25 protein-coding genes and 1 tRNA gene are annotated in these 22,220 nt (G+C 60.3%); 14 read left to right on the top strand and 12 right to left on the bottom strand.

Annotated features, from left to right (window positions below; translation table 11 throughout):
* Positions 1-65: 65 nt before the first annotated feature.
* Both KP003_RS17095 and KP003_RS17100 read right to left on the bottom strand, forming a co-directional pair.
* Positions 66-1,364: a M16 family metallopeptidase gene (locus tag KP003_RS17095; protein ID WP_216497585.1), complete on the bottom strand. Its 1,299-nt coding sequence runs from the start codon at positions 1,362-1,364 to the stop codon at positions 66-68.
* Between the two features lie 14 nt (positions 1,365-1,378).
* Positions 1,379-1,828, bottom strand: coding sequence for a YqaA family protein (locus KP003_RS17100; protein WP_216789297.1), 450 nt, complete (start codon positions 1,826-1,828; stop codon positions 1,379-1,381).
* 398 nt (positions 1,829-2,226) lie between these two features.
* Between KP003_RS17100 and aroF the strand changes: the two genes are divergently transcribed.
* From aroF to KP003_RS17130, 6 genes are all read left to right on the top strand, one after another.
* The gene (aroF, locus tag KP003_RS17105) at positions 2,227-3,246 is read left to right on the top strand and encodes a 3-deoxy-7-phosphoheptulonate synthase (protein ID WP_216497583.1); all 1,020 of its coding nucleotides are present in this window, start codon (positions 2,227-2,229) and stop codon (positions 3,244-3,246) included.
* Between the two features lie 398 nt (positions 3,247-3,644).
* Entirely contained in the window at positions 3,645-4,139 is a 495-nt protein-coding gene (locus KP003_RS17110; RefSeq protein WP_216789298.1) for a hypothetical protein, read from the top strand.
* Between the two features lie 168 nt (positions 4,140-4,307).
* Positions 4,308-6,686: a peptidase U32 family protein gene (locus tag KP003_RS17115; RefSeq protein WP_216789300.1), complete on the top strand. Its 2,379-nt coding sequence runs from the start codon at positions 4,308-4,310 to the stop codon at positions 6,684-6,686.
* 3 nt (positions 6,687-6,689) lie between these two features.
* The gene (locus tag KP003_RS17120; protein WP_217299996.1) at positions 6,690-7,247 is read left to right on the top strand and encodes a hypothetical protein; all 558 of its coding nucleotides are present in this window, start codon (positions 6,690-6,692) and stop codon (positions 7,245-7,247) included.
* Positions 7,244-8,134, top strand: a complete 891-nt coding sequence (gene hslO / locus KP003_RS17125; protein WP_216497579.1) for an Hsp33 family molecular chaperone HslO — start codon at positions 7,244-7,246, stop codon at positions 8,132-8,134. Before KP003_RS17120 ends, hslO begins: the two co-directional genes overlap by 4 nt.
* 263 nt (positions 8,135-8,397) lie before the next feature.
* Complete coding sequence (locus tag KP003_RS17130) at positions 8,398-9,078, top strand: cyclase family protein (RefSeq protein ID WP_217299997.1); 681 nt, start codon at positions 8,398-8,400, stop codon at positions 9,076-9,078.
* Between the two features lie 79 nt (positions 9,079-9,157).
* Here the strand turns inward: KP003_RS17130 and KP003_RS17135 are convergent, their stop codons facing one another.
* The 3 genes from KP003_RS17135 to KP003_RS17145 all read right to left on the bottom strand — a co-directional run bounded on the left by KP003_RS17135 (position 9,158) and on the right by KP003_RS17145 (position 11,209).
* On the bottom strand, positions 9,158-9,604 hold the full coding sequence (locus tag KP003_RS17135; RefSeq protein ID WP_217299998.1) for a hypothetical protein: 447 nt from the start codon (positions 9,602-9,604) through the stop codon (positions 9,158-9,160).
* Between the two features lie 187 nt (positions 9,605-9,791).
* Positions 9,792-10,691, bottom strand: coding sequence for an RluA family pseudouridine synthase (locus KP003_RS17140; RefSeq protein WP_217299999.1), 900 nt, complete (start codon positions 10,689-10,691; stop codon positions 9,792-9,794).
* On the bottom strand, positions 10,688-11,209 hold the full coding sequence (locus KP003_RS17145) for an NUDIX hydrolase (protein ID WP_217300000.1): 522 nt from the start codon (positions 11,207-11,209) through the stop codon (positions 10,688-10,690). Before KP003_RS17145 ends, KP003_RS17140 begins: the two co-directional genes overlap by 4 nt.
* A gap of 195 nt (positions 11,210-11,404) precedes the next feature.
* Here KP003_RS17145 and KP003_RS17150 point away from each other — a divergent pair, with 195 nt between their 5' ends.
* Positions 11,405-11,857 (top strand): FKBP-type peptidyl-prolyl cis-trans isomerase, encoded by a 453-nt coding sequence (locus tag KP003_RS17150; RefSeq protein WP_216789311.1) that lies wholly within the window; start codon positions 11,405-11,407, stop codon positions 11,855-11,857.
* Positions 11,858-11,953: 96 nt separating this feature from the next.
* On the opposite strand, the gene KP003_RS17155 is transcribed toward KP003_RS17150, so the two are convergent.
* Positions 11,954-12,430 (bottom strand): ferritin family protein, encoded by a 477-nt coding sequence (locus KP003_RS17155; RefSeq protein ID WP_216497573.1) that lies wholly within the window; start codon positions 12,428-12,430, stop codon positions 11,954-11,956.
* Between the two features lie 183 nt (positions 12,431-12,613).
* On the opposite strand from KP003_RS17155, the gene KP003_RS17160 reads away from it, so the two are divergent.
* The 5 genes from KP003_RS17160 (at position 12,614) to KP003_RS17180 (ending at position 15,312) form a co-directional block, all read left to right on the top strand.
* On the top strand, positions 12,614-13,498 hold the full coding sequence (locus tag KP003_RS17160) for a complex I NDUFA9 subunit family protein (RefSeq protein WP_217300001.1): 885 nt from the start codon (positions 12,614-12,616) through the stop codon (positions 13,496-13,498).
* A gap of 208 nt (positions 13,499-13,706) precedes the next feature.
* Positions 13,707-14,126, top strand: coding sequence for a nickel-responsive transcriptional regulator NikR (gene nikR / locus KP003_RS17165; RefSeq protein ID WP_012531991.1), 420 nt, complete (start codon positions 13,707-13,709; stop codon positions 14,124-14,126).
* A 164-nt stretch (positions 14,127-14,290) separates the two neighbouring features.
* Complete coding sequence (gene tadA / locus KP003_RS17170; protein ID WP_216497571.1) at positions 14,291-14,779, top strand: tRNA adenosine(34) deaminase TadA; 489 nt, start codon at positions 14,291-14,293, stop codon at positions 14,777-14,779.
* Positions 14,780-14,870: 91 nt separating this feature from the next.
* A complete protein-coding gene (locus KP003_RS17175) occupies positions 14,871-15,131 on the top strand; it encodes a hypothetical protein (RefSeq protein WP_216497570.1) in 261 nt (86 codons plus the stop codon).
* A gap of 93 nt (positions 15,132-15,224) precedes the next feature.
* Positions 15,225-15,312: transfer RNA gene (locus KP003_RS17180), tRNA-Ser, on the top strand.
* A gap of 334 nt (positions 15,313-15,646) precedes the next feature.
* Here the strand turns inward: KP003_RS17180 and KP003_RS17185 are convergent.
* The 6 genes from KP003_RS17185 to KP003_RS17210 all read right to left on the bottom strand — a co-directional run bounded on the left by KP003_RS17185 (position 15,647) and on the right by KP003_RS17210 (position 18,230).
* Positions 15,647-15,916, bottom strand: coding sequence for a hypothetical protein (locus KP003_RS17185; RefSeq protein ID WP_217300002.1), 270 nt, complete (start codon positions 15,914-15,916; stop codon positions 15,647-15,649).
* 73 nt (positions 15,917-15,989) lie between these two features.
* On the bottom strand, positions 15,990-16,412 hold the full coding sequence (locus KP003_RS17190; protein ID WP_217300003.1) for a hypothetical protein: 423 nt from the start codon (positions 16,410-16,412) through the stop codon (positions 15,990-15,992).
* Positions 16,413-16,521: 109 nt separating this feature from the next.
* Entirely contained in the window at positions 16,522-16,938 is a 417-nt protein-coding gene (locus KP003_RS17195; protein ID WP_217300004.1) for a hypothetical protein, read from the bottom strand.
* Between the two features lie 9 nt (positions 16,939-16,947).
* Positions 16,948-17,331 carry a hypothetical protein gene (locus KP003_RS17200; protein ID WP_217300005.1) on the bottom strand — a complete coding sequence of 128 codons (384 nt, stop codon included), beginning with the start codon at positions 17,329-17,331 and terminating at the stop codon, positions 16,948-16,950.
* Positions 17,332-17,404: 73 nt separating this feature from the next.
* Complete coding sequence (locus KP003_RS17205) at positions 17,405-17,725, bottom strand: hypothetical protein (RefSeq protein WP_217300006.1); 321 nt, start codon at positions 17,723-17,725, stop codon at positions 17,405-17,407.
* 160 nt (positions 17,726-17,885) lie between these two features.
* Positions 17,886-18,230, bottom strand: coding sequence for a hypothetical protein (locus KP003_RS17210; protein ID WP_217300007.1), 345 nt, complete (start codon positions 18,228-18,230; stop codon positions 17,886-17,888).
* Positions 18,231-18,401: 171 nt separating this feature from the next.
* Here KP003_RS17210 and mobF point away from each other — a divergent pair, with 171 nt between their 5' ends.
* Both mobF and KP003_RS17220 read left to right on the top strand, forming a co-directional pair.
* Positions 18,402-21,596 (top strand): MobF family relaxase, encoded by a 3,195-nt coding sequence (gene mobF, locus KP003_RS17215; RefSeq protein ID WP_217300008.1) that lies wholly within the window; start codon positions 18,402-18,404, stop codon positions 21,594-21,596.
* 270 nt (positions 21,597-21,866) lie between these two features.
* Positions 21,867-22,220 carry a hypothetical protein gene (locus KP003_RS17220; RefSeq protein ID WP_217300009.1) on the top strand — a complete coding sequence of 118 codons (354 nt, stop codon included), beginning with the start codon at positions 21,867-21,869 and terminating at the stop codon, positions 22,218-22,220.

Genomic DNA, 22,220 nt, shown 5'->3' on the forward strand with positions numbered 1-22,220 from the left:
AGGTATGACTTCTGCTCCCCTTTGCGTCTTAGCGCCTCTGCGCCTTCGCGTTAAAGCCTTTTTGTTTAAAAACCCGCCCACCCCTTCTGGTACTCTCGGATCAGCTTCTCCACCGCACGCCTGGCGGGCGCCTTCCAGGGGCCGACGGCGGCAACTACGAGGTTCTTCGGGGCAAACAGGGTACGCGCCGTGAGCTTGAGCTCTTCGGCGCCGACGGCGGCCGCCTCGGCCCGATCCTCGTCGATGGTCCTGATCAGCGACATCAGCTCACCCCAGCCGTAACGGACCTGCATCTCGTAGGTGGAATCGGCGCTGTACTCGAGATCGTAGAAGTACCCTTCTTTGACCCGCGCCAGCTCCGCCTCCCCGACTTCCTCGAAGGCAAGACTCTTCACCTCGCGCAGCACCTCCGAAACCGCCAGCACCAGGTTCTCCGGCGCGGTGGCGAGCTCGATGGCGAAGGCACCGGTCTCCTCGTAGGCCGACAAGGACGCGTCCACGGAGTAGACGATGCCGAGCTTCTCCCGCAGCGACAGGTGCAGCCGCGAACTGCCGCCGCCGGAGAGAATCCGCCTGATCAGCCTGAGCCCCATGAGGCGCTTGTCCTGCCGGGCAAAGCCGCGGAAGGCGATCTGCAGGTTCACCTGGCTGTCCGAGTCCTTGACGAACACCGAACACGGCTCCTGCTGCACCTGGTTGGCCGGGATCGGCGGTATCGCGCTGCCGCCGCTCCAGCCGGCAAAGAACTGCTCGCAGGCGGCGAAGAACTGCGCGGAGTCATGCCTTCCCGCCGCGACGATGAGCGCGTTGCCGGGAACGTAGTGGTCGGCGAGATAGCGGCGCAGGTCCTCTTCGGTGATCCCCTTGATGCTCTCCAGGTAACCGATGGTGGGAGTGCCGAGCGGGTGGTCGGGCCACAACAGCCTGCTGCAGAGGTTGCTGGTGTTGGTCTCCTCGCCGCGCTCGTTGATGTCCTCCAGCGCCTCCTCGGTGATGATCCGCTTCTCTATTTCCAGCCCTTCCAGGGTCGGGGTCAAAAGCATCGAGGAGAAAAGGCGTATCCCCTCGGCGATCTGGTCCGGATGAACGCGGGAGAAGTAGCAGGTGGTCTCCTCGTCGGTCGCCGCGTTGACGCTGCCGCCGATGGCCTCGAAGGCGATTTCAAGTTCCAGGTTGGAAGCGAACTCGCTGGAGCCGCGGAAGAGCATGTGCTCCAGGAAATGGGAGATACCGGCCTTGCCGGTGGTGTCGTTGCGGCCTCCCGCTTTTATGTAGATGGCAATCTCCGCGCTGTGCAGGTGCGGCATCTCGACCGAAACGAGGCGCAATCCGTTGGGGAGAACCTTCTTGGTACAGCTGAGCATCAAACCTCCGTACTTCAGAGTGCCGCCCCCTCCAGGGTGAGCCAGGCGACCGCCGCGTAACGTGCCAGCTTGCCGGTCAGGACCAGGAAGGAAAAGCGGATGAAACCGACCTGCAGCACCCCCCCGACCAGGCAGAGCGGGTCGCCGATCACCGGCAGGAAGCTTAACAGAAGCGACCACGAGCCGAAGCGTTCATAGAACCGCTCCGCCTTCAGCGTGGTCTCCTCGTCCATGCGCAGCACCCGGCGCCTCAAGAAGTCGCCGCCGTAGAGGCCGATCCAGTAGGTGCTGAGCGCTCCGAGGTAGTTGCCGGCGGTGGCGACCAGGACCACGGCAACAGGATTTTGCCGCCCGATCAACAGTGCCACGACCAGCCACTCGGAGCCGAGCGGCAGCAGGGTGGCGGCCAGGAAACTCAGCAGAAACAGGGAATAAAACCCGTAATTGACCAGCCACTCGTGCATTCCGGTCAAATTAGCGGAAAGGGTGCTGATTGTCAAACAACATTGAATTAATTCAGGGCAAGCAAATGCCGGTGAAAAGCGGGTCTGAGGCGGGGTGAGCGAGGTGCAACTTTTTTTGTTGACATTAGAGCCTTCGAGTGGCATTAACGCTGTCATGATCAACACCGGCTACTTTACCTTTACTAACTTTTACTTTTGGTACGGCTTTTATTTTAGGCCGTCGCCCCGGGTAGAGGTGTAATTTAGGTAGCAGGTACTAAATTCCGAACCGAAGCCGGGGTGGCAGGATTCTCCTCCCCCTTACGGTTCGGATAGCAGGTTACCAGAACATCATACTAAGGGCCGGGGGAGCAATCCTCCGGCCCTTTCGCTTTGGGGGAACCAAAAGGAGAGCGAGTATGATCGTGGTAATGAAGGCAGGAGCGGCAAAGAAGGAGCGGGATGCTGTCACCAAGAGGATCAAGGAACTCGGCTACACCCCGCACATCATCCGCGGCACCACCCGCGACGTGATCGGCGCGGTCGGCGACGAGCGTGGCAAGAGCGTGCTGCAGACGCTTGAATCGATGCAGGGGGTCGAAAGCGTGGTCCCCATCCTGCAGCCGTACAAGCTGGCCTCCAAGGAAGTGAAGAAAGAGCCGAGTGTCGTGCGCATCTCCGACACCCTCGCCATCGGCGGCAAGGAACTGATCGTCATGGCCGGTCCCTGTTCGGTTGAGAACGAGGAGCAGATCATCGAATCGGCCAAGGCCGTAAAGGCGGCAGGCGCCCAGATGCTCAGGGGCGGCGCCTTCAAACCCCGCACATCCCCCTACTCCTTCCAGGGGCTCGAAGAAGAAGGGCTCAAACTCCTCGCCAAGGCCCGCGACCTCACCGGCCTCCCCTTCGTAACCGAGGTCATCGATCCCGAGTCCGTCGACCTGGTTGCCTCCTACTCCGACATGCTCCAGATCGGCGCGCGCAACGCCCAGAACTTCGCCCTCCTGAAGAAAGTGGGCCAGATCAACAAGCCGATCCTGTTGAAGCGCGGCATGTCCATGACCATCCAGGAATTCCTGATGAGCGCCGAGTACATCATGAGCGAGGGGAACCAGTCCGTCATCCTGTGCGAGCGCGGCATCAGGACCTTCGAGACCGCCACCAGGAACACCCTCGACCTCTCCGCGATCCCGGTCCTTAAGAACAAGACGCATCTCCCGGTCGTGATCGATCCTTCCCACGGCACCGGCAACTACCACTACATCGCGCCGATGTCGTACGCCGCGGTTGCCGCCGGTGCCGACGGGCTGATCATCGAAGTGCATCCCGATCCCGAGAAGGCATCTTCCGACGGGCCGCAGTCTTTGAAGCCGAAGAAGTTCCAGGCCCTGATGGACCGGCTGAAGCTGTTCGCGGAAGCGGCAGAGAAGACGCTGTAAAGGCAGGGGCTGGGGACCAGGGGCCAGGGGGGGAAGGTTTTAGCGTTCCCCTCCCGGCCGCCCCTTCTCCCCAAGTGTCAGCACCCGGCGATGACACTGTAGGGGCGAATAATTATTCGCCCAGCGCCGCTGCTTGAAGGACACGCTACCTCTGTACAAGATGAAGGATCAGGGCGAATGATTATTCGCCCCTACGGATGGGCGGATGGGCGGATGGGCGGATGGACGGATGGACGGATGGACGGATGGACGGATGGACGGATGGACGGATGGACGGATGGACGGATTGACGGATTGACGGGTGAACGGGTGGCGGAGAGGTGGGGCTAGCGCCCTTACTGGCGCCGCATCCATTTTACGGTATGCTCTCCGGGTACTTGCACCGGAGGAGGTGACCCATGTCCGTCCTGCGCCCCTTGCTGATCCTGATGCTTGTCGTTGTCGCTGCCGCGCCCTCCGAGGGTGCCCGGCGCGGCGCCCCCGCCCACGACACCTCGTCCGCCAGCACACAGGAGGTGCTGAAGGACTTCGAAACCATCCTCGACCTCTGGCGCGACGGCAGGTATGACGAACTCTACCAGCGCACCAACGGCGGCAAGGACGGCAGGGAAAAGTTCGCCAACCGGCTCGCCTCCGCACCGCGCAAGCCCGCCTGCTGCTGGGAGAAGATCCAGGAGGCAAGGGTCTCACTGAAAAGCGCCAAGAGCGCCGTCGTGCAGGCGCGACTCGGTTTCGAGGGCAGCACCCCCGGCACCGAATTCGTCACCAAGGCCGTCCATCTCAAGAAAGAGGCTTCCGGCTGGAGCATCGCCCAGTCCGAACTCTACTCTTTAGCCGACCTCTCCAGCAAAAGGCGCAGGTATAAGTACCTTCCCATCCAGCCCAAGAAGTAGCCCTCAACCCCACCCCCTATCAGCTCGCCTCTATATAAATAGCGACGTGTGCTCCTACGCCCCTCCCCCTGGGGGGGTGGGAGCGGGGATTCTTTCCCTGAGTCAGACGTTTAAGTGGGATCGACCTTGCCGCTTGACCCGTGTCACCCCTTCCGGTACTCTAGGCAGATGTCATTAAAACCGAACGTCGTCCCTACCAATAAACCCGAATTGCTCTCACCCGCGGGCTCGCTGGAAGCCTTTTTCGCCGCCATGGAGAACGGCGCCGACGCGGTCTACGCCGGTTTGCGCGATTTCTCCGCGCGCGCCAAGGCGAAGAACTTCACCCTCCCCCAGATGGAGCGCATGACCACCTACGCCCATGCCCACGGCAGGAAGGTCTACGTCACCCTCAACACCCTCGTCAAGGAAAACGAACTGCCGCTGCTCGTCGATAACCTGGCCGCCCTGGAGGCGATGCGGGTGGACGGGGTGATCCTGCAGGACATGGCGGTGGCACGCCTGGCGCGGGAATTCTTCCCGGGCATCCCGCTGCACGCCTCGACGCAGATGACCATCCACAACTCGCTGGGTGTGCGCCAGCTCGAGGAGCTCGGGTTCGAACGCGTAGTGCTGGCCCGCGAGCTGCACATCGACGAGATAAAGTCGATCGTTGCGGCGAGCCGTGCCGAAATCGAGTGCTTCATCCACGGCGCCCTCTGCTTCTCCATCTCCGGCCAATGCTTCTTTTCCTCCTTTCTGGGCGGGCACAGCGGCAACCGCGGGCGCTGCGCGCAGCCCTGCCGCCGCCAGTACAAGCACAAGGGTAAGGAAGGATACTACCTCTCCACCAACGACTTCTCCAGCATCGAGATGATCCCGCAGCTCATCGAGGCGGGTGTCCATTCCTTGAAAATCGAGGGGAGGATGAAGTCGGCCGAGTACGTTGCCAGCGTCATCGGCGCCTACCGCATGGTGCTCGACGCCGCGCCGGGTGAGCATGCGGCCAAGGTTGCCCAGGCCAAGGAGCTCCTGAAACTTTCCTTCGGGCGGGTACCGACCAAAGGCTTCCTCGCCTCGCAAAACCCGACCGACATCTCCACCCCCTCCATCAAGGGAGCCACCGGGCGCTACCTGGGCGACATCAGGGAGATCCGCGGCAACCGGATCAGCTTCGACACCCGGGACGCGCTGCACGTCGGCGACCGCATCCGCGTCCAGCCCAAGAGCGACATGGCCGGTCGCGCCTTCACCATCAAGGAGCTTTACATCGGGGGCAAGAAGGTGATGAACGCCAGGGAAAACACCCTGGTATCCACCCCTTCGCCCTTCCCGTTCAAGCTGGGCGACTCGGTGTTCAAGGTCTCCTCCGAGACCGCCTTCACCATGAGCGAGAACGCCTGCCTCAGGCGACTGGAAGGGGTGAAGGGGGGGAGCATCCCCTGCCGGCTCACCCTCTCGTACCAGGACCAGAAGCTGAAGATCGACGCCAAGGTGCTCGGCAGCGACCTCCAGACCGAGTTCGAACTGGGTGAGTTGGAACCCTCGCGCACCAGCGACATGGAAGGGGTGCTGCGCGCGCAATTCTCCAAGAGCGGCGACACCCAGTTCACCCTGACCTCGCTGTCGGCCCCGGACTTCCCGGCGCTGATGATCCCCCCACCCGTCCTCAAGGACATCCGGCGCCGCTTCTACGCCTGGCTCTCCGAGCAGTCGCTGGGCGCGCTCAAGGACAGGAGCGCGCAGAACCGTGAGAAGGCGCTCGCCGCCCTCGTCGGCAAGCGTCCCGCCCCGTTTCGCGGCAAGGAAGAGCTGGCGGTCAAGATCGAGCAGGTCAAGGAGTGGCACGAGCTGCACCGCGACCTGGTCGACACGGTGGTGCTGCCGGTCTCCAAGGCAAACCTGCACCAGTTCGGCCCGTTCGCCCGCAAGCTCAAGGGGAGCGAGCACAAGGTGGTTTGGCAGCTCCCCTTCATCATCTTCGAGGCGGAGCTCCCGTTCTACCGCGACGCGGTGCTGGGCATCCTGCAAGCCGGCTTCAAGCGCTTCGAGCTCACCAACCTGTCCCATTTCCAGTTCTTCAAGGGGACCGACGCGGAGCTTAACACCGACTACCGGCTCTTCTCGCTGAACAGCCAGGCGCTGCTGTCCTGGCAGGAGCTCGGGGTGTCCCGCGCCACCCTCTACATCGAGGACGACCGGGCCAACATGGCGCAGCTTCTCTCCAGCGACCTGAAAATCGAGCGCGGGGTGCTCCTGTACGCACCGGTTCCGGTGATCACCTCGAAGATCGCCATCAAGGACATGAAGGGCGACGCGCCGCTCACCTCTGACCGGGGCGACCTGTACTCGGTGAAGGTGAAGGATCACCTTACCGTGGTCAGCGCACAGACGCCGTTCGCCCTGACCCAGTACCGAAACGACCTGCGCGGGCTCGGCTGTGGCAGGTTCCTGCTCGACCTCTCCGGACTGCAGCAGCAGGAACGCGATCGGGTGCTGGAATCATTCCGCAAGGGGATTGCCGTCCCGGGCGCCTCGGAGTTCAACTTCAGTACCGGGCTGGTGTAAGACATGGGCATCATCGACAAGATCAAGGACCGCATCCAGGACCGGCTCAACGATCCCGCCTTCATGGGGCTGGTTCAGGAGCAGAGCCTCAAGGACCTCCTGCTGCGACGAGAATTCCGGATCACCCAGGAGTACCTGCAGCGCGAGTTCCTGGACAAGGCGCTCGACGATGAGCTGGTGGAATTCAAGCTCGTCATTGAGAACGGTTACTGCGACGTTTCCGGCCGACTCAAGAAACGGCTGGTCCCGTTCGCCATCCCCTTTTCCGCCAGCTTCACCCTGGAAGGCATCGAATTCAGCACCGCGCGCAAGTGCGTATTCCTCAGGCTCGGCCCGGTTGCGCCGCTCGACCTCGACTGGCTGACCCGGAAGGTTGTGCAGAGGATACCGTCATTGAGCATGATGGGGGAGCTGCTGGTATGCGACCTGGGCAAGGTGCCGCGCCTGGCCGAGCTGTTCGCCCACAGGGTGAAGGGGATCAGCATCTGGGATCACATTACATTGAAAGAGCTCTGGTTTAGACAGGGTGAAATAGGAGGAAGGGTGGGGGTGGTTCTATGAGTGATTATTTGGTGCGCGCCATTGCCAAGTCCGGGAGCGTCAGGGCCCTTACCTGCGTCACCACCAGCACGGCTAGCGAAGTCTGCCGGCGCCACGGCACGCTTCCGACAGCTACCGCCGCACTGGCGCGCTCCCTTACCGCGGGGGCGCTCATGGGAGCCATGCTGAAGACCGGCCAGCGGGTGGCCATGCGTTTCGAGGGTAACGGCCCCCTGAAGAAGATCGTGATCGAGGCTGACAGCGACGGCAGCGTGCGCGGCTACGTCGGCGACACCCAGGTGCACCTGCTTCGTCCCGACGGCGCCCTCGACGTCCCCAACGCCCTGGGGCGCGCGGGCTTTCTCACCGTCGCCAAGGACCTCGGGCTCAAGGAGCCCTACCGCGGCACCGTTCAGCTTTACACAAGCGGCATCGCCGAGGACCTCGCCCTGTACCTGGTGGAATCAGAGCAGATTCCGTCGGCCGTGGGCATCGCCGAGTTCATCGAACAGGACGGCGAAGTGACCGCATGCGGCGGTTTCCTGATCCAGGCCATACCGCCGGTAGATCCCCTGGTGGTGGAGGAGTTGATGAACCATATCGAGCAGCTCCCCCCCTTGAGCGAGCTGCTGCACGGGGGGAAGACGCCGGAAGAGATCATGGAGCTGCTCCTGTCCGGCATGGAGTACGACATCCTGGAGAAGCGCGCCATCGGGTTTGCCTGCAGCTGCAGCAGGGAGCGCATCGAGCGGGTGCTGATCTCGATGGGGAAGAAGGAACTCAGTTCCATGCTCAAAGAGCAGCACGGCGCCGAAGTAACCTGCGAATTCTGCGGCGAGCGCTACCGCTTCAGCGAAGCCGACCTCGAGCGGCTCATCGCCGAGGTAGACGCCACTAAAACCGAATAAGACGGATCACGCCAGGCCGCTAAGACGCAAAGAAAGCAAAGAACGCAAAGAAAGCAAAGAAAGCAAAGAAAGCAAAAGATACAGTGATGAAGGGGATGAAAGGGATAAAAACCGAGAAAGGTTTTATCCCCTTCATCCCCTTCATCCCTGTTTGTTTAAGAGGTTTTCTTTTGCGCCTTTCCGGCTTTGCGTGAGCGCTTCAGAGATTTGCGTTATACTTTCACCCGTGCCGCTTCACATTAAGCTGTTCCGGGAGGTGCCCCATGAGAATCCACGACATCAGCGTAGCGCTGTCACCCGATCTCCCGACCTACCCGGGGGACCCCGCCGTTAGCGTGGAGCCCTGGCAACGCATCGCCAAGGGGGACGAAGCCAACGTTTCCCGCATCACGCTGGGCAGCCACTCCGGCACCCATATCGATCCTCCCCGCCATTTCAACGACGCCGGGATCACGGTTGATGAGATCCCGCTCGACCTGCTCATCGGCCAGGCGCGGGTCGTGGAAATCCCCGGCGCCAAACAGATCGGGCGCACCGAACTTGAACCGCTGCAGTTGAAGGGAGTGGAAAGGCTGCTGATCAAGACCGGCAACTCGGAATTCTGGAAAGACAAGGAGTTTCGCAGCGACTTCGCGGCGCTGACGGTGGAAGGGGCGCACTACCTGCACCACATGAAGGTGAAGCTGGTAGCGGTCGATTATCTCTCGGTGGAACCGATGGACGGGGACGGCGAGGTGCACCGGATACTTCTGAACGGAGGCATCCCTGTGATCGAAGGGGTTAACCTCGCCGACGTCCCGCCGGGAGAGTACCAATTGATCTGCCTGCCGTTGAAACTAAAGGATGGGGATGGAGCGCCGGTTCGGGCGCTCCTGGTGGATAATCCTGATGCTGCGGCGCAGGGGACTTTCGACCCGCACACTAGCAGGTGGCCTCTTTCGTGAGAGGCGCAGCGTAAAAAAGGGGACTGGTTCCGTAGAGCCAGCCCCCTTCTAGTCAAGTCCCACAGGCCGAGACCGCTCTTTACAGAGCCTTCTTCTTGCAGCATTCCTTCTGGACCGGCTGGTCCGCAGGCTGCTGGTCCTGCTGCAGCTTGGCACACTTGGGGCAACCCGCTGCGGGAGCAGCCTCGGCACCCTTCAGCTTCTGGCACTTGTCGCAAGCAGGCTGCGCGGCGGCACCCTTCGCGCACTTGTCGCAACCAGGCTGCGCGGCGGCACCCTGTTTCGGGCAGTTGGCACAAGGGGCACCCTGGTCGGCAGCAGCCGCTTTCGGGCAGTTCGCGCATGGAGCGGCACCCTTTTCGATGGCAGCTGCTTTGGGGCAGTTGGCGCACGGCGCCTGCTGCTGCATCTTCGCGCAGTTGCCGCAGCCCGGCTGAACCGTTTTCTGCTCATCCCCCCATACCGCCAGGGCTCCCGCCATAAGCAATACCACCGGGAACAGCACCAGTAACAACTTCTTCTTCATAATTACCCTCCGTTTTATCCCTCAAGTCGGGGCTGTGATTATTCCTGTAGGGGCGAATAATCATTCGCCCTCCTCTGTCGTCCCTTGTCCTTTCATGCCATCCAGAGCGGTTGGGGCACCGGCAGCTGGGCAAATGATTATTTGCCCCTACAGCACGTGCCCCTACGCCCCCGGCAAAACTGACGCGTTATTCCGTCGGCTGCCCCTGCTGCTCGAACACCCCTTCCGGCGCGGCCTCCAGGAAATCCGCGTCGGGCGACGCCACCGCCTCGATGATCTTGCCGCGTGGGCCGGTGAAGCGCATGGCCCGGCAGTGCAACATCATCCTGCTGGCGGGAATCCCCCCGTAGCTCTCGTCGCCTATGATGGGAAAGCCGGAGTGGGCCAAGTGCACGCGGATCTGGTGAGTGCGTCCGGTAAGCGGCTTCGCCTCGATGGCGGTCACCCCGCGCCCTTCACCCAAGACGTTGAACACGGTGCGCGCAGGCTTCCCCCTGTGCGACACGCCATAACGGAACTTGCTGACCCGGTCCAGCGGCGCATCCACCTTCCAGCTCTGCTGGTCCGGCGAACCCGACACCAACGCCCAGTAGGTCTTCTGCACCTTCCCTTCCTTGAGAAGGTTCGAGATCAGCGTCGCCGCCTGCTTGTGCTTGGGGAAGAACATCACGCCGCTGGTGCCGCGATCCAGGCGGTGCACTACGCGGGACGGGTCTCGCAGACCGATGCTCTTCATGTAGCACTCGACCGCGTACTCCACCGTCCCCTTCAACTGGTACGGCGTGCGCTGGCTGTTCACCCCGACCGCCTTGTACACGGCCAGGAAATCCTTATCCTCGTACAGGAGTTCGTGCTTCTGGTACACCAGGTCGATGCAGCGCTCGCCCTCCATCAGCCCCAGGGCGACCTCGTCCCCCTCCTTAACCTGACGGGAGGCAACCCGGACCAGCACCTGGTTGATGTAGCAGCCGCCCCAGTCAATCACCCGGCGGATCTCCCCCTTGGAGAGCTGGGGGAAGAGCGCCTTGGCGGCATCGTCCAGCCTGAGACCCGACTGCTCCGCGTCTATCCGTGCGGTCAGTATCATGACAGGTGCCTCCGGGCGCGCAGCAGGGCCACGATGGTCTTGCCGTCGGTGATGCTGCCGTCGACCGCCATGGACAGGGCTTGGTCAAACGGTATCTTCTGACAGGAAATCTCTTCGTACGCTTCCGGTGCGGCCTCTCCCTGGGAAAGGCCGGTGGCGAGATAGAGATGCACCACCTCGTCGAAGACGCCGGGCGAAGGATGGACGACGCCAAGGGATACGATATTCTGCGCCACGAGCCCCGTCTCCTCCATCAATTCGCGCGCGGCGCACAGTTGCGGGTTCTCTCCGGGGGCGAGCCTCCCGGCCGGGATCTCCAGCAGGAAGTCATCCACCGCGGGACGCAGTTGCCGGATGAGCGTAACGCCGCCGTCGTCGTGCAGCGCGAGCACGCCGGCACCGCCGGGATGACGGACCACTTGGTAGGTGTGCCACCCCTGGTCGCCGATGAGCACGTCCATCTGCTCGATGCCGACCACGAGGCCGTTGAAAAGCGTTGCCCTGTTCTTCGTCTCCATGAATCCCCCGAGTGTAGATACATACCATTTCCATGATGGATTTGACAAAAGATAAATTCCGAGGAAAGAAAGGCAACCGAAACGGCAAGGCGGGCGAGCGCTCGAGAGACGGCTGGAGCAATTAAACGGTGGATTATATTGCGGTCATCTGGTAATCTCTGAAGCTTATGTTCAAAATAATGCGAGGTGAACAATATGGCACAAGCTAAAGACGGGGACCGCGTAAAGGTTCATTATACTGGGAGACTGGACGACGGAACCGTGTTCGACTCCTCCGAGTGCGGCGAGGACGATTGCGGCTGCGGCCACGGTCCGCTGGAATTCATCATCGGCTCCGGCCAGGTCATTCCGGGTTTTGATGCGGGGGTGAAAGGGCTTATCGTCGGCGAATCCAAAACCATCCACATCCCCGTGGACGAAGCGTATGGCGACAGGATGGAAGAGATGGTGGCGGTGGTTCCGCGCGGCGACCTCCCCCCGGAGATGAACCCGGAAGTCGGGCAGCAGTTGGAAGTAACCCAGGAGGACGGCCAGGTCTTCAACGTACTGGTGACCGAGGTGACCAACGAAACCATCACCATCGACGCAAACCATCCGCTCGCAGGCCAGGCGCTCAACTTTGATCTGAAGCTTGTCGAGATCCTCTAAAAAAGGTTCCGACGCTGACAATTGAGACAACAAAAAATCCCCTCCCGGAAAGGAGGGGATTTTTTTGTATCCCGGTGCGGCGCGGAAAGACCCGACCTAGTTCTCGGTCATGAAGTGCTGCTCGTACAGGTCTTCCAGTTCCTGGAGATGGCGGGACTCGTCCGCCAGCATTTTCTTGAAAAGGACTGCCATGGGAGCGCCCTCGCAGCCGCGTGACATCCGGTCGTAGAAGTCGATAGAACCCTTCTCGAGGTGGATGGCGTAGGCCATGGCGTCACGTGCGGTCGAATCGGGGCGGAGCTCCTTTTTCGGCAGGACGTAGTCGAGGTTCATGGTGGGAACGGGCCGGTGCAGACCCTCTCCCCCTTTCATCTCACCTTCGACCAGCGCCTTCTCCAACTGGTGCTTGTGCTCCAGCTCGTCGAACGCGGCTTCCTTGATGATCTGGCGGGCCGCCTTGTCCTTCACGATGCGGAGGGCGGCAAGATAAGCGCGGAATCCCTCGTTCTCCATCTGGGCGGCCATTTCGATCGCTGCTTCAAATGTGTAACAGACATCACCTTGCTCAGCCATGGCGGGTCTCCTCTAGTCTTTGTTGTGAAAGGCTTTTTAACACAAGAAGGCCCTGAACACAAGATTTTGTATACACTTCGTTCGCTAAATGGAGATTCGAGTAACACCTGCTACACTATCGGCTGTTGTTACTATTTCGAGACCGGGGTTGAAGGCTGGGAAATAGATGCGTTGGAGGCGCGTATGTTGATCTTTTTGGCAGGCGGCACGGGGTTCGTGGGAGGGCATGTAAGAGAGGCACTTTTGGCCCGCGGGCATAGCTTGAGGCTGTTGGTGCACCGCAGAAGCCTGGGGAGCGTCGAACCCGACGTCGAGGAAATCGTGGGTGACGTCACCCGGCCGGAAACCTTCGAAGAAGCGGTGGCCGGCTGCGATGCCACCATCAACCTGGTCGGGATCATCAGGGAGTTTTCCGGCCGCGGGGTCACCTTTCAGCGCCTGCACGTGGAGGCGACCGGGAACATCCTGGCCGCCGCGAAAAAAGGCAAAGTCCGGCGCCACCTGCAGATGTCCGCGCTGGGCACCAGTGCCGACAGCACCGCTCGCTACTTCAAAAGCAAGTACCAGGCGGAGGAACAGGTGCGCCGGTCAGGGCTCGACTACACCATCTTCCGTCCCTCCATCATCTTCGGCCCCAAGGATGACTTCATCAACATGCTGGCCGGCTACATGCGCACCTTCCCCGCCATGCCGGTGATCGGCGATGGAGAGTACCAACTACAGCCCATCTCCGCCGACGACGTGGCCCGCTGCTTTGCCGACTCGCTCGAAAAGCCGGAGACCATTGGGCAGGAGTACGACCTCTGCGGGCCCGACCGTTACACCTACAACGCGCTTCTCGACATCATCGGCCGGGTCCTGGGGAAAAGCCACGTCGCCAAGATCAGGAATCCGCTGTCGCTCATGCGGCTGGTCGTCCCCTTCTTCGAGGGTTTTTCCTTCTTCCCCATCACCTCCGATCAGATCGCCATGCTGGTGGAGGGCAGCACCTGTGACGGAAGTTGGCGCAGGACCTTCCATTTCGAGCCCGTCAACTTCGAGGCCGGCATCCGCAGTTACCTCAAATAGTCAAAGACCAATTGCACGCAAAGCCGCCAAGGCGCAGAGAAAGAGACAAATCCGATGTCTTACCATCTCTGCGCCTTTCCGTTTTGCGCCTCCGGGAGTTGCGCCTTTGGGTGGGCTTGCCCACCGAAGCGCGCAGCGCGAAGGTGGGTTTTGACTCTCCTTTGTCTTTCACGTATAGTAAGGCACTTTTTCTCGAGGAGAGCCATGCATGGGAGAGACAGTAAGATTCGGCATTTCCATGGACGACCAGTTGCTGGAGAGCTTCGACCGGCTCATCGAACAGAAGGGGTACGCCAACCGCTCCGAAGCGATCCGCGACCTGATCAGGGCGGCCCAGGTTGAGCTCGATTGGGAAGAAGGTGAAAAAGAAGGGGTCGGCACCGTCACGCTGGTCTACAATCACCATGTGCGCGACCTTTCCGACAAGCTGACCGAGCACCAGCACGCCCACCACGACCAGATCATCTCCGCGCTGCACGTCCACCTGGACGCCCACAACTGCCTCGAAGTCCTGGTGGTGCGCGGCAAGGCCCGCGACGTACGCCGCATCGCCGACGAACTTATCGGCGTGAAGGGGGTCAAGCACGGCAAACTCGTCATGACCACCACCGGCGAGGGACTGCATTAACGGCCAAGGCGTTCTACGTTCAAAACCGGCGCCGGCCTTCACCCTTTTCTCCATGCCAGCATCACCGCCCCCGCCTGTAGGCCGAGGCCATTCAGTGGGCGCAGCAGAACTGGAGGGGGGGAGCAGGGAAGGCGAGTGCCGTTGGATCTATTAAAGAAGGAACGATGAAGAAAGACGACCACTACTGGATGGGAAAAGCGATCGACCAGGCAAGAAAAGCCGAATCGATCGGCGAGGTGCCGATCGGTGCCGTGATAGTGAAAGACGACGTGGTGATCGCGCGGGGGCACAACCTGCGCGAAAGCAAGCAGGACCCCTCCGCACACGCCGAGATGATCGCCATACGCAAGGCCGCCAGGAAGCTTGCCAGTTGGCGACTCACCGGCGCCACCCTTTACGTTACCCTCGAGCCCTGCACCATGTGCATGGGAGCCATAATCCTCTCGCGCCTGGACCGCGTCGTCTTCGGAAGCTACGACCCCAAAGGGGGAGCGGCGGGGTCATTGTTTGACTTCTCCGATGACAAGCGGCTGAACCACAGCGTCGTCCTCACCCCCGGCGTGCGCGGCGAGGAAACCTCCAGCATGCTTTCCAGTTTTTTCGCAAACTTACGGGCACAGAAAAAGCAGGAGAGAAAGCCCCTCAACAGCTGAGAAAAAAAGAGGAAAAAAGCCCTAAACCTTTTCCGAGCTTAAGCCGAAATTTAGGACAACCAATCTTTTTCAACGGCTTTGAGAGGGGCCTATGCAAATTGAAGAAATAACCCCCAACGCCATCATGGCGACGCACCACGAGATCACCCGGCTGGCCGCCTATACCGAGGAGCTGCTGCAGGGGACCATAGCATCGGAAGATCATTCGCGCCACAAGCTCACCGCCGTGCTCAGGGTGTACAGCGAGCTCGGCCTCATTTGGCGCATCCTGTCAGAGATAGACACCAGGGGCGTCCTGACCAAGACACAGCGGCAATTTCTGCAGGATTTCTATGCGGGCCTTACCTACTGACCTCGGGGAGCCACAACAGGGTTGAATTTATCTTTCGAATAAGGTATATCTTTCTGCTCCGAGGAGCGCCGCTCCTTTGACAACAGCATATCCGGAGAGATGTCCGAGTGGTCGATGGTGCCTGACTCGAAATCAGGTGTACCGAAAGGTACCTAGGGTTCGAATCCCTATCTCTCCGCCATAATAACAAGGGGTTACAACGACGACGTTGTAACCCCTTGTTGCATTTTTTGTTTAGTATGGTCTCTAGTATGGTCTCTGTTCCCCTTGCTGGGGGAGGTGGACGAGCGAAAGATTTAAGGGGATGGTCAGGTTGCTCCCGTCATATCAACGGGCTGCTGGTGAGCGGCGGAGCGAATCAACTCTTGCAGGCTGTTGCCAACTTTCGCCTACTGCGGAGTCCGGCTCCACCAGTTGTGGTTGGGACATGCGTTCGCTTCGGAAGCCGCGAGCGCCATCTCATTTATCAGACTGCGGCCAACCCTCGATGCCCAGATGTGCCGTCAAATTTTCTTTTATTCTTCTGTCTCTGCCACCAATTCCAGCGCGTCAAAACCTTTAGGGAACTTCCCCCAATGATCAAAGTCTTCATCACTCATAGATGCGTATCTTTCCGTGGGGATATTACGGATGTTCCATGCAAAGTTGAGATGATGGTAAGCGTGCTCGAGCATGAGAAACAATTCGGGCTCTTCGGGAGGATCTGCCGAGTCGATCTCCTTTTCAATCCTCTCCAGTTCCTGCCGGGCCTCAGAGATATTGCTTTTAATGATTTGCCAATTCATTCTGGCCTCTTTATATCTCAGCCAACGGTGTCGAGGCGCACCAGCGCGTCGGCGCCTGCGTGCCGCCGAGTGGTTAGGCTAATCCTTTATAATCGCCGCGTAACTCTGCCCACTCGTCATCCCATTTGCCGGGTGCCAAGTTGGCATGGATTTTCTTGTCTATGAGTTTCTTCTCGACTAGTCGTGTCTTTAAGGTTTTCTCGCCTTTTGTCTTCATCTTTTTAGCAGTTTCATGGAATGCCTGGAAAAAGGCCCACGCCCCGACGTTGCCCCAATGGTCGTTCTCAAAGTCAATTGAGTTTTCGATTTGGTTTTTTATTCTGCTGAGCGTAGGGAACATGTAACCGTTTTCCCCTGATGGAAAACCGTCGGAAATGTCAACTTCCTCGGGCCATAGCTCAATGATGCGATTGTATAGCTCTTCAAATTTCATTTGTTCCTGCCTAACGCCTTCAGGGTGAGCACCGGAGCGAATCCAGCTATTTTCAGCTTTCATCCACTTTCGTTAACTGCGAAGTGTGTCTCTACCCGTCTTGTTGGCAATCATTATTTCTATCGCTGTCACCAGCCTTCACCATTTTTTGGCCACGTCAGGTTCTCTAGGTTCAGAGTTTCCCACCGAGTTCAAGATGCACACTCCCGACGGCAATGAAGCAGAAGATGAACCATCCAATAGCGATGATCCCTCCATAAAGTCCAGCTTGTCGTATGGGTCTTTTTCGTTTGTAAGCTATTAGGATATTGGTAGCGCTGAACACTGCCAAAGCCATTAGGATGTAGGCATAATCGAAAGGCTCATAGCATAAGACATCGAAACCTTTGCCTGGTACATTGCCCGGTTCAGCCGTTAGATATTCAGCTAGGAGAGGCGGTGCGGACAAAACTACGAATAATAAGGAATTTATGATTACTCCTGTATTTTTCATCATTTTTGAATTCCATCCGTTGCCAACGGGGGCGGCCATGACCCGCCCGCCCATGCTTTTCGGGCGGTCGGCGTCCATGGACGTGGTTATGCGCATTTTCCGTGCTTATTGTGACTCGGCCCACTTCAGGTAGTACAGATAGACGTAAATGCCAACAAGTAATAAGAGCCCGACGGGTAGCGATTTGAGAACACTCCCCACTACTAGCGACAGCGCGATAATCGTGAGTAGAATTATTGCTTTTGTTGCTGTTCCTATTGCTGTTATCAATGTTTTCGAAATTTCTGATCCGACCATGCCTCCAAAGACCGCTCCCATAATTGTGAAAGCGATAGCACCTCTAACGCCCCCTGCACTATAGCCCCAACTACCGAATCCAATTCCTCCAGCAAATCCAGTAACGGCGGCTACGAAAAAAGTTCGCTCTTCCAACTTACTAGCCAAGTGGACGATCAATGCTTCATATGCAGTTGGTTTTTTGACATTCATTTTTTCTCGCATAACGGGTTAACGCTTGACCTAACGGGCGGTTTTATCGCCCGGTCATGGTCTGAGCGCCTTGTTATGCCTTGTCTCCTGGCTCCTCAGTATCAATCCATTTATTCATAAGACCTTGGTAGGAACGTTCCACTCTTGCTTTCGCCTCCTCAACAGTACGGAATCCTCCTTGTACGCCCAATGAATTCCATTCACTGTCACAATGCTCGACCAATATTTCTGTTTCATCCGGGAGTTTGCAGATTGCAAGCCGTGGGACTGGTCCGAGCAACTTACCGTTAACAAAAAAACAACCACGTTCAACATACTCGATTGAATCGTCGACTTCGGCATATGCAAGGACACTTGCGCCGTACAAAACTCGGGGTGGATTAGTTTGATCCATCTTTAATTCCCATCTCGTTTCCGTTTAGATTCTCTGGCATAACTAGTTATTAGGCAGTTAGACAAAGCATCTCATTTAGGATGTCGGCATCTCATATGCGATACAAGTATCCTGGTGAGGATGCATTATTTGCATCTTATTCAGGATGCTACCTGTGGAGCTATCTGGTTTCGTCGAAGATCCTGCACTCCAAATCCGTGCCGCGAATAGAGCCGTAGCGAACCAGCCAAACCTTATCCTCCGCGTTCCATCTTCCGCCTGCGGTTTTTAGCTTGGCGCGAAGGTCCTGCTCGGAATAGCCGACCATTACCTGCACCAGGTCCTCCTCGCGAAAGCGAGAACGGGGACGCCATGGTTTCTCCTCCACGATGATCTCCACCGTCTTAAGCCTGACGCCGCGCTCCTCGTCGTAACGATACCGGACGTAGAGCAGCGCAGCGCCGTACTTCTCCACCAGATGTTTCGTCCCTCTCTGCCCGGGCTTGAGGTTCAGGCGCGATTTCATGTCTCCCCCTGGCGGGCGCAGCATAGCACGCAAGGTTAATGAATAACAATAATAATCTACCCCTGCGGCGCCCATTGGAATACCCTCGTTGTTTGTTAAAGTTTGCCAATGCCGTATAGGGCTTTGGAGTACACTCTATCAGCTTTTGGAACGGTGGATGGAGATCCAGCGATGATGTCGGTATCACCGGGGATGGCTGCAGGGCAGGCGGGCGGGTACTTCTCCAGGGAGGATTACTACCTGCGGGGCATCGATAACGAGGGGGCGAGCCTCTGGTACGGCCGTGGGGCGCAGGCCCTGGGACTCGACGGCCCGGTCGGGGAAGAGGAGTTCCGGGCCCTGTGCCGTGGGGAGGACTTGCAGGGAAACCGCATCGTCGCCCCCAAGCTGACCCGGGACCGGGAGAGCGGTTTGCCCGTCGAGACGCACCGGGCAGGCAACGACTGCACCTTCTCCGCTCCCAAGTCGGTCTCCATCGCCTATGCCGCAGGGGTGAACGGCGTCAGGGAGGCACACGACGCGGCGGTGCTCTCGGTTCTGTCACACATGGAGGAACATTACTCCCATTACCGCAGCCCCGAGGGGATCAGATGCGGCGGCATGGTGGCGGCCAAGTTCGACCACGCCACCTCCCGTAACGTCGACCCGCAGCTCCACTCCCACGTCTTCGTGGTGAACGCGGTGCACACCGGGGACGGGATCTTCAGGGCAAACGAGCCCAAGGCCATCTTCCAGGACCAGAAGTCCCTGGGGCTCTTGTACCGGCAGGAACTCACCCGCGAACTTTCCGAGCGGGGCTTCGGGGTGGAGGTGCGGGACCGCGCGCAGATGTTCATCGAGTTGAAGGGGATCTCCCCGCAGCTCGTCGAGCACTTCTCCTCCCGGCGTCTCGCCATCGAGGAGCAGGTGGAGCGCTGGAGGACCGAGGGGAGGTTTGCAGAGGTGCCCCACGCACGGCTCTACGAGATGGCGGCGCTGGAGAGCCGGGACCCCAAGCGCAGCATCACCAGTGAGGAAGTGACCCGGATCTTCGAGCGGGGTTTCGAGGAGTGCGGCACCTCTTTTGCCCAGGTGAAGCGGGAGCTGGAACGAGGCCGGGAGCTTGCCATCTCCCGTACCGCTCCCGAAGCCTCGCGCGTGGTGGAGCTGGCGGTCCGGGATCTCACCGAGCGCGAGGCGGTTCTGGACCGGGCGCGCCTTCTGGACCAGGCGGTCCTGATCTCCGGGGGGGAGCACTCCGTTGCCGAGCTGAACCTCGCCATCGACGGCGGGATTCCCGAAGTGCGGCGGCTCGGGCGCGACGCGCGGGGGCGGGAGCTCTACACCACGCGGGAGATGCTGCAGCTGGAGGCGCGGAATCTGGAGAGGATCAGGGAATTCCCTCCCTTCGTGAGTGTCGCGCGCGTCCCGGAGGTTGAGGCGTACCTGGAGCTTTGGCAGGAGGAAAGGGGCGTCCGGCTGACGGCCGGACAGAAAGCCGAGGTTCTCCTGGAACTGACCGGGAGCCGCGGCGTCGCCCTCACCATCGGGGATCCGGGGACCGCCAAGACTTCGACCCTGGAGATCGTCGAGCGCTTCAACGAGGAGGTATTGCGCCCCGAGGGGAGGGAGCATCTCTCCGTCAACCTCTCCTACACCGGAAAGGCGGCCCGGGAGTTATCCCTCGCCACCGGGAGGCCCTCCCTCACCATCGACAGTTTCGAAAATGGGAATCCGGCTTCCAAATTTGCCCTGCAGAGGCAAAACGGGGAGCCCCCCATGCTGGACATCTTGGGTGAAAAAATTCTCATCCCTGAAGGGCGGGAGGCACAGGTGGTGCTCCGGGTGGACGAGGCGGGCTTTCTGGGCGCGAGGCAGGCGGAGCGTCTGCTGGACGTGGCGGATGAGCTGCGGCAAAGGGGCCTCAAGGTGAAGCTCCACCTCCTCGGGGACCCGAAGCAGATGCAGGGGATCCAGGCCGGGGACCTGCTCGACCAGGTGCGGGAGCTGGGGCTCAATCGGGAGGTCGACTACGCGCACCTGACCGAGATCCTGAGGCAGCGCGACCCGGGGCTTCTGGAGATCGCCAGGGGACTGAACCGGGAGGACCGCGAGCTTGCCGTGAACGCGAGGGAGGCGCTCCGCTCCCTGGAAAAACGACAGGACGTACTGGAGATCGCCGACCCCTTGGAGCTGCGCCGGGCCGCCGTGGAGCACTACCTGGAGGAGAGCCGGAAGCTCTCGCGCATACCCGAGCGTGCGGCGGCGGGAGAGACGCAGCAGGTGCTCCTCGTGACCACGACCAACGAGGCGCGCAGGGATCTGAACCGCGAGATCCGTCGGGCACGCGTCACGGGACGCGAGATCGAGGAGGGGAGGAGTTTCCCGGTACTGGCACCGGTGCGCCAGGGGCTCACCGTCGAGGGGTACCAGCTCGGGGACACGCTGCACTTTTCCGGCGAGCGGACCGAGGAGGGGCGGACGGTCGCCTGGGGTGCCAGGCTGCACGCCGAGGGAAAGGTGGTCGGGCTCGACCGGGAGCGTAACCGCGTGCAGGTCGACTTGTCCTTCGAGACCCTGGACCGGCAACGGCGCAAGGTGGTCCGCGAGGTGGTGAGGGAATTCTCGGCGGCGGAGCTGCCGGGACGGACCACCCTGTTACGGGAGGAGGAGCGGAGCTTCTCCCTTGGCGACCGTATCGTCACGCTGAAAAACGACCGGGGACTCGGGGTGCAAAACGGCGCGCTCGGGGTGGTCCGGGAGATCGACGACGCGGGGCGGATGCGGGTCGACCTGGAGGGGCGCGAGGTGACGCTCGACCTGGACAAGTACCGGCACCTCGATCACGCCTACGCGGTCACCATCCAGAAGAGCCAGGGGGCGACGGTGGAACACTCCATCCTGTACGCACCGGTACGTCCGAGAAAAGGGGTGGAGCTGGAGCCGGGAAACGAGCTCGGGGAATGCTACGGGCGCATGAGCTACAACGCGCTCAACGTCGCCGTCACCCGGGCACGATTCGCGACCCGCGTCTTCACCAACTCCATCGAGGATCTGGAGCGGTCGGTGGAGTTCGTCGACGGCAAGAGTTCGACGCTCGACAAAGCGAGGGAACCGGTGCAGGAGATCACGCGCGCTCAGCATAGGGGCATCGACGGACCGGAGCACGATCTGCACAGGAGCATCGGAGACCTGAAGCGGGTCATGCTGAACCGTGGGGACGGGGTGCGCAAGGCTCCCTCGCTCGAACATGTCGCTGCGCTCGTGCGTGCTCCGGGGCTGAGAATTCCAGAGCAGGTGCTGCAGGTCCGGCAGGTGCAGAAGGTGGTGGAGCGGCAGCTGGAGTTGAAGCTCCCGAAGCTTCCCGGCATGGGCTTTAAGATCTGAGTGCAGGGAGGTTCCGGGGAGCTGCGGTGCGCTTTACCTTCGTGCCGGCAGCGGTCAGGCGGGCCTCGCTTCGCTCGGCTGATTTTCCTTTCACACCTCACGCAGCCCTTCGGGCTGCGCCGGCCGTCCGTTTCGCGAAATCCTCTGTACTTTCGCGCCGGACGGCGTGTGACGCTCTGGTGCCAGAAACGGTGAAACCGCTTGTAAGCCGAGAGCTTGCGTGGCACCGCGGCGTCCGCCGCCGTCCGGCGCACAAAGAAGGAGCCCGCCATGGCCAAAACAAGCGTCCGGCTGCCGCCGGAAATCTGTAAAAAACTGGAGAGCGAGGTGCGCAAACTTGGTGAGATCGGAGGCGGGACGGTAACGGTTTCGGAGCTGATCCGGGCCTGCATCGTCGAGCATTTTCCCGAAATTTCCACCCGCGCCCGGAGGGAAAAAACCTCCCTGGCCGAGCTGCGGGACGAGATTTCCGAACTGAAGGATCGCCACGTTCTCCTGGCGCGGGATGTGGAAAATCTGGTGCAGACCCTTTCCGAGGTGCTGCCGCTTTTGGCCACGCGCGAGCAGATCGATTCGCTCACCGACGGCATAGCGGCCGTCATCCGGTCGGCCAAGGTGAGGTGA

It is taken from the genome of Geomonas diazotrophica (assembly GCF_019063885.1).
Taxonomy (GTDB): domain Bacteria; phylum Desulfobacterota; class Desulfuromonadia; order Geobacterales; family Geobacteraceae; genus Geomonas; species Geomonas diazotrophica.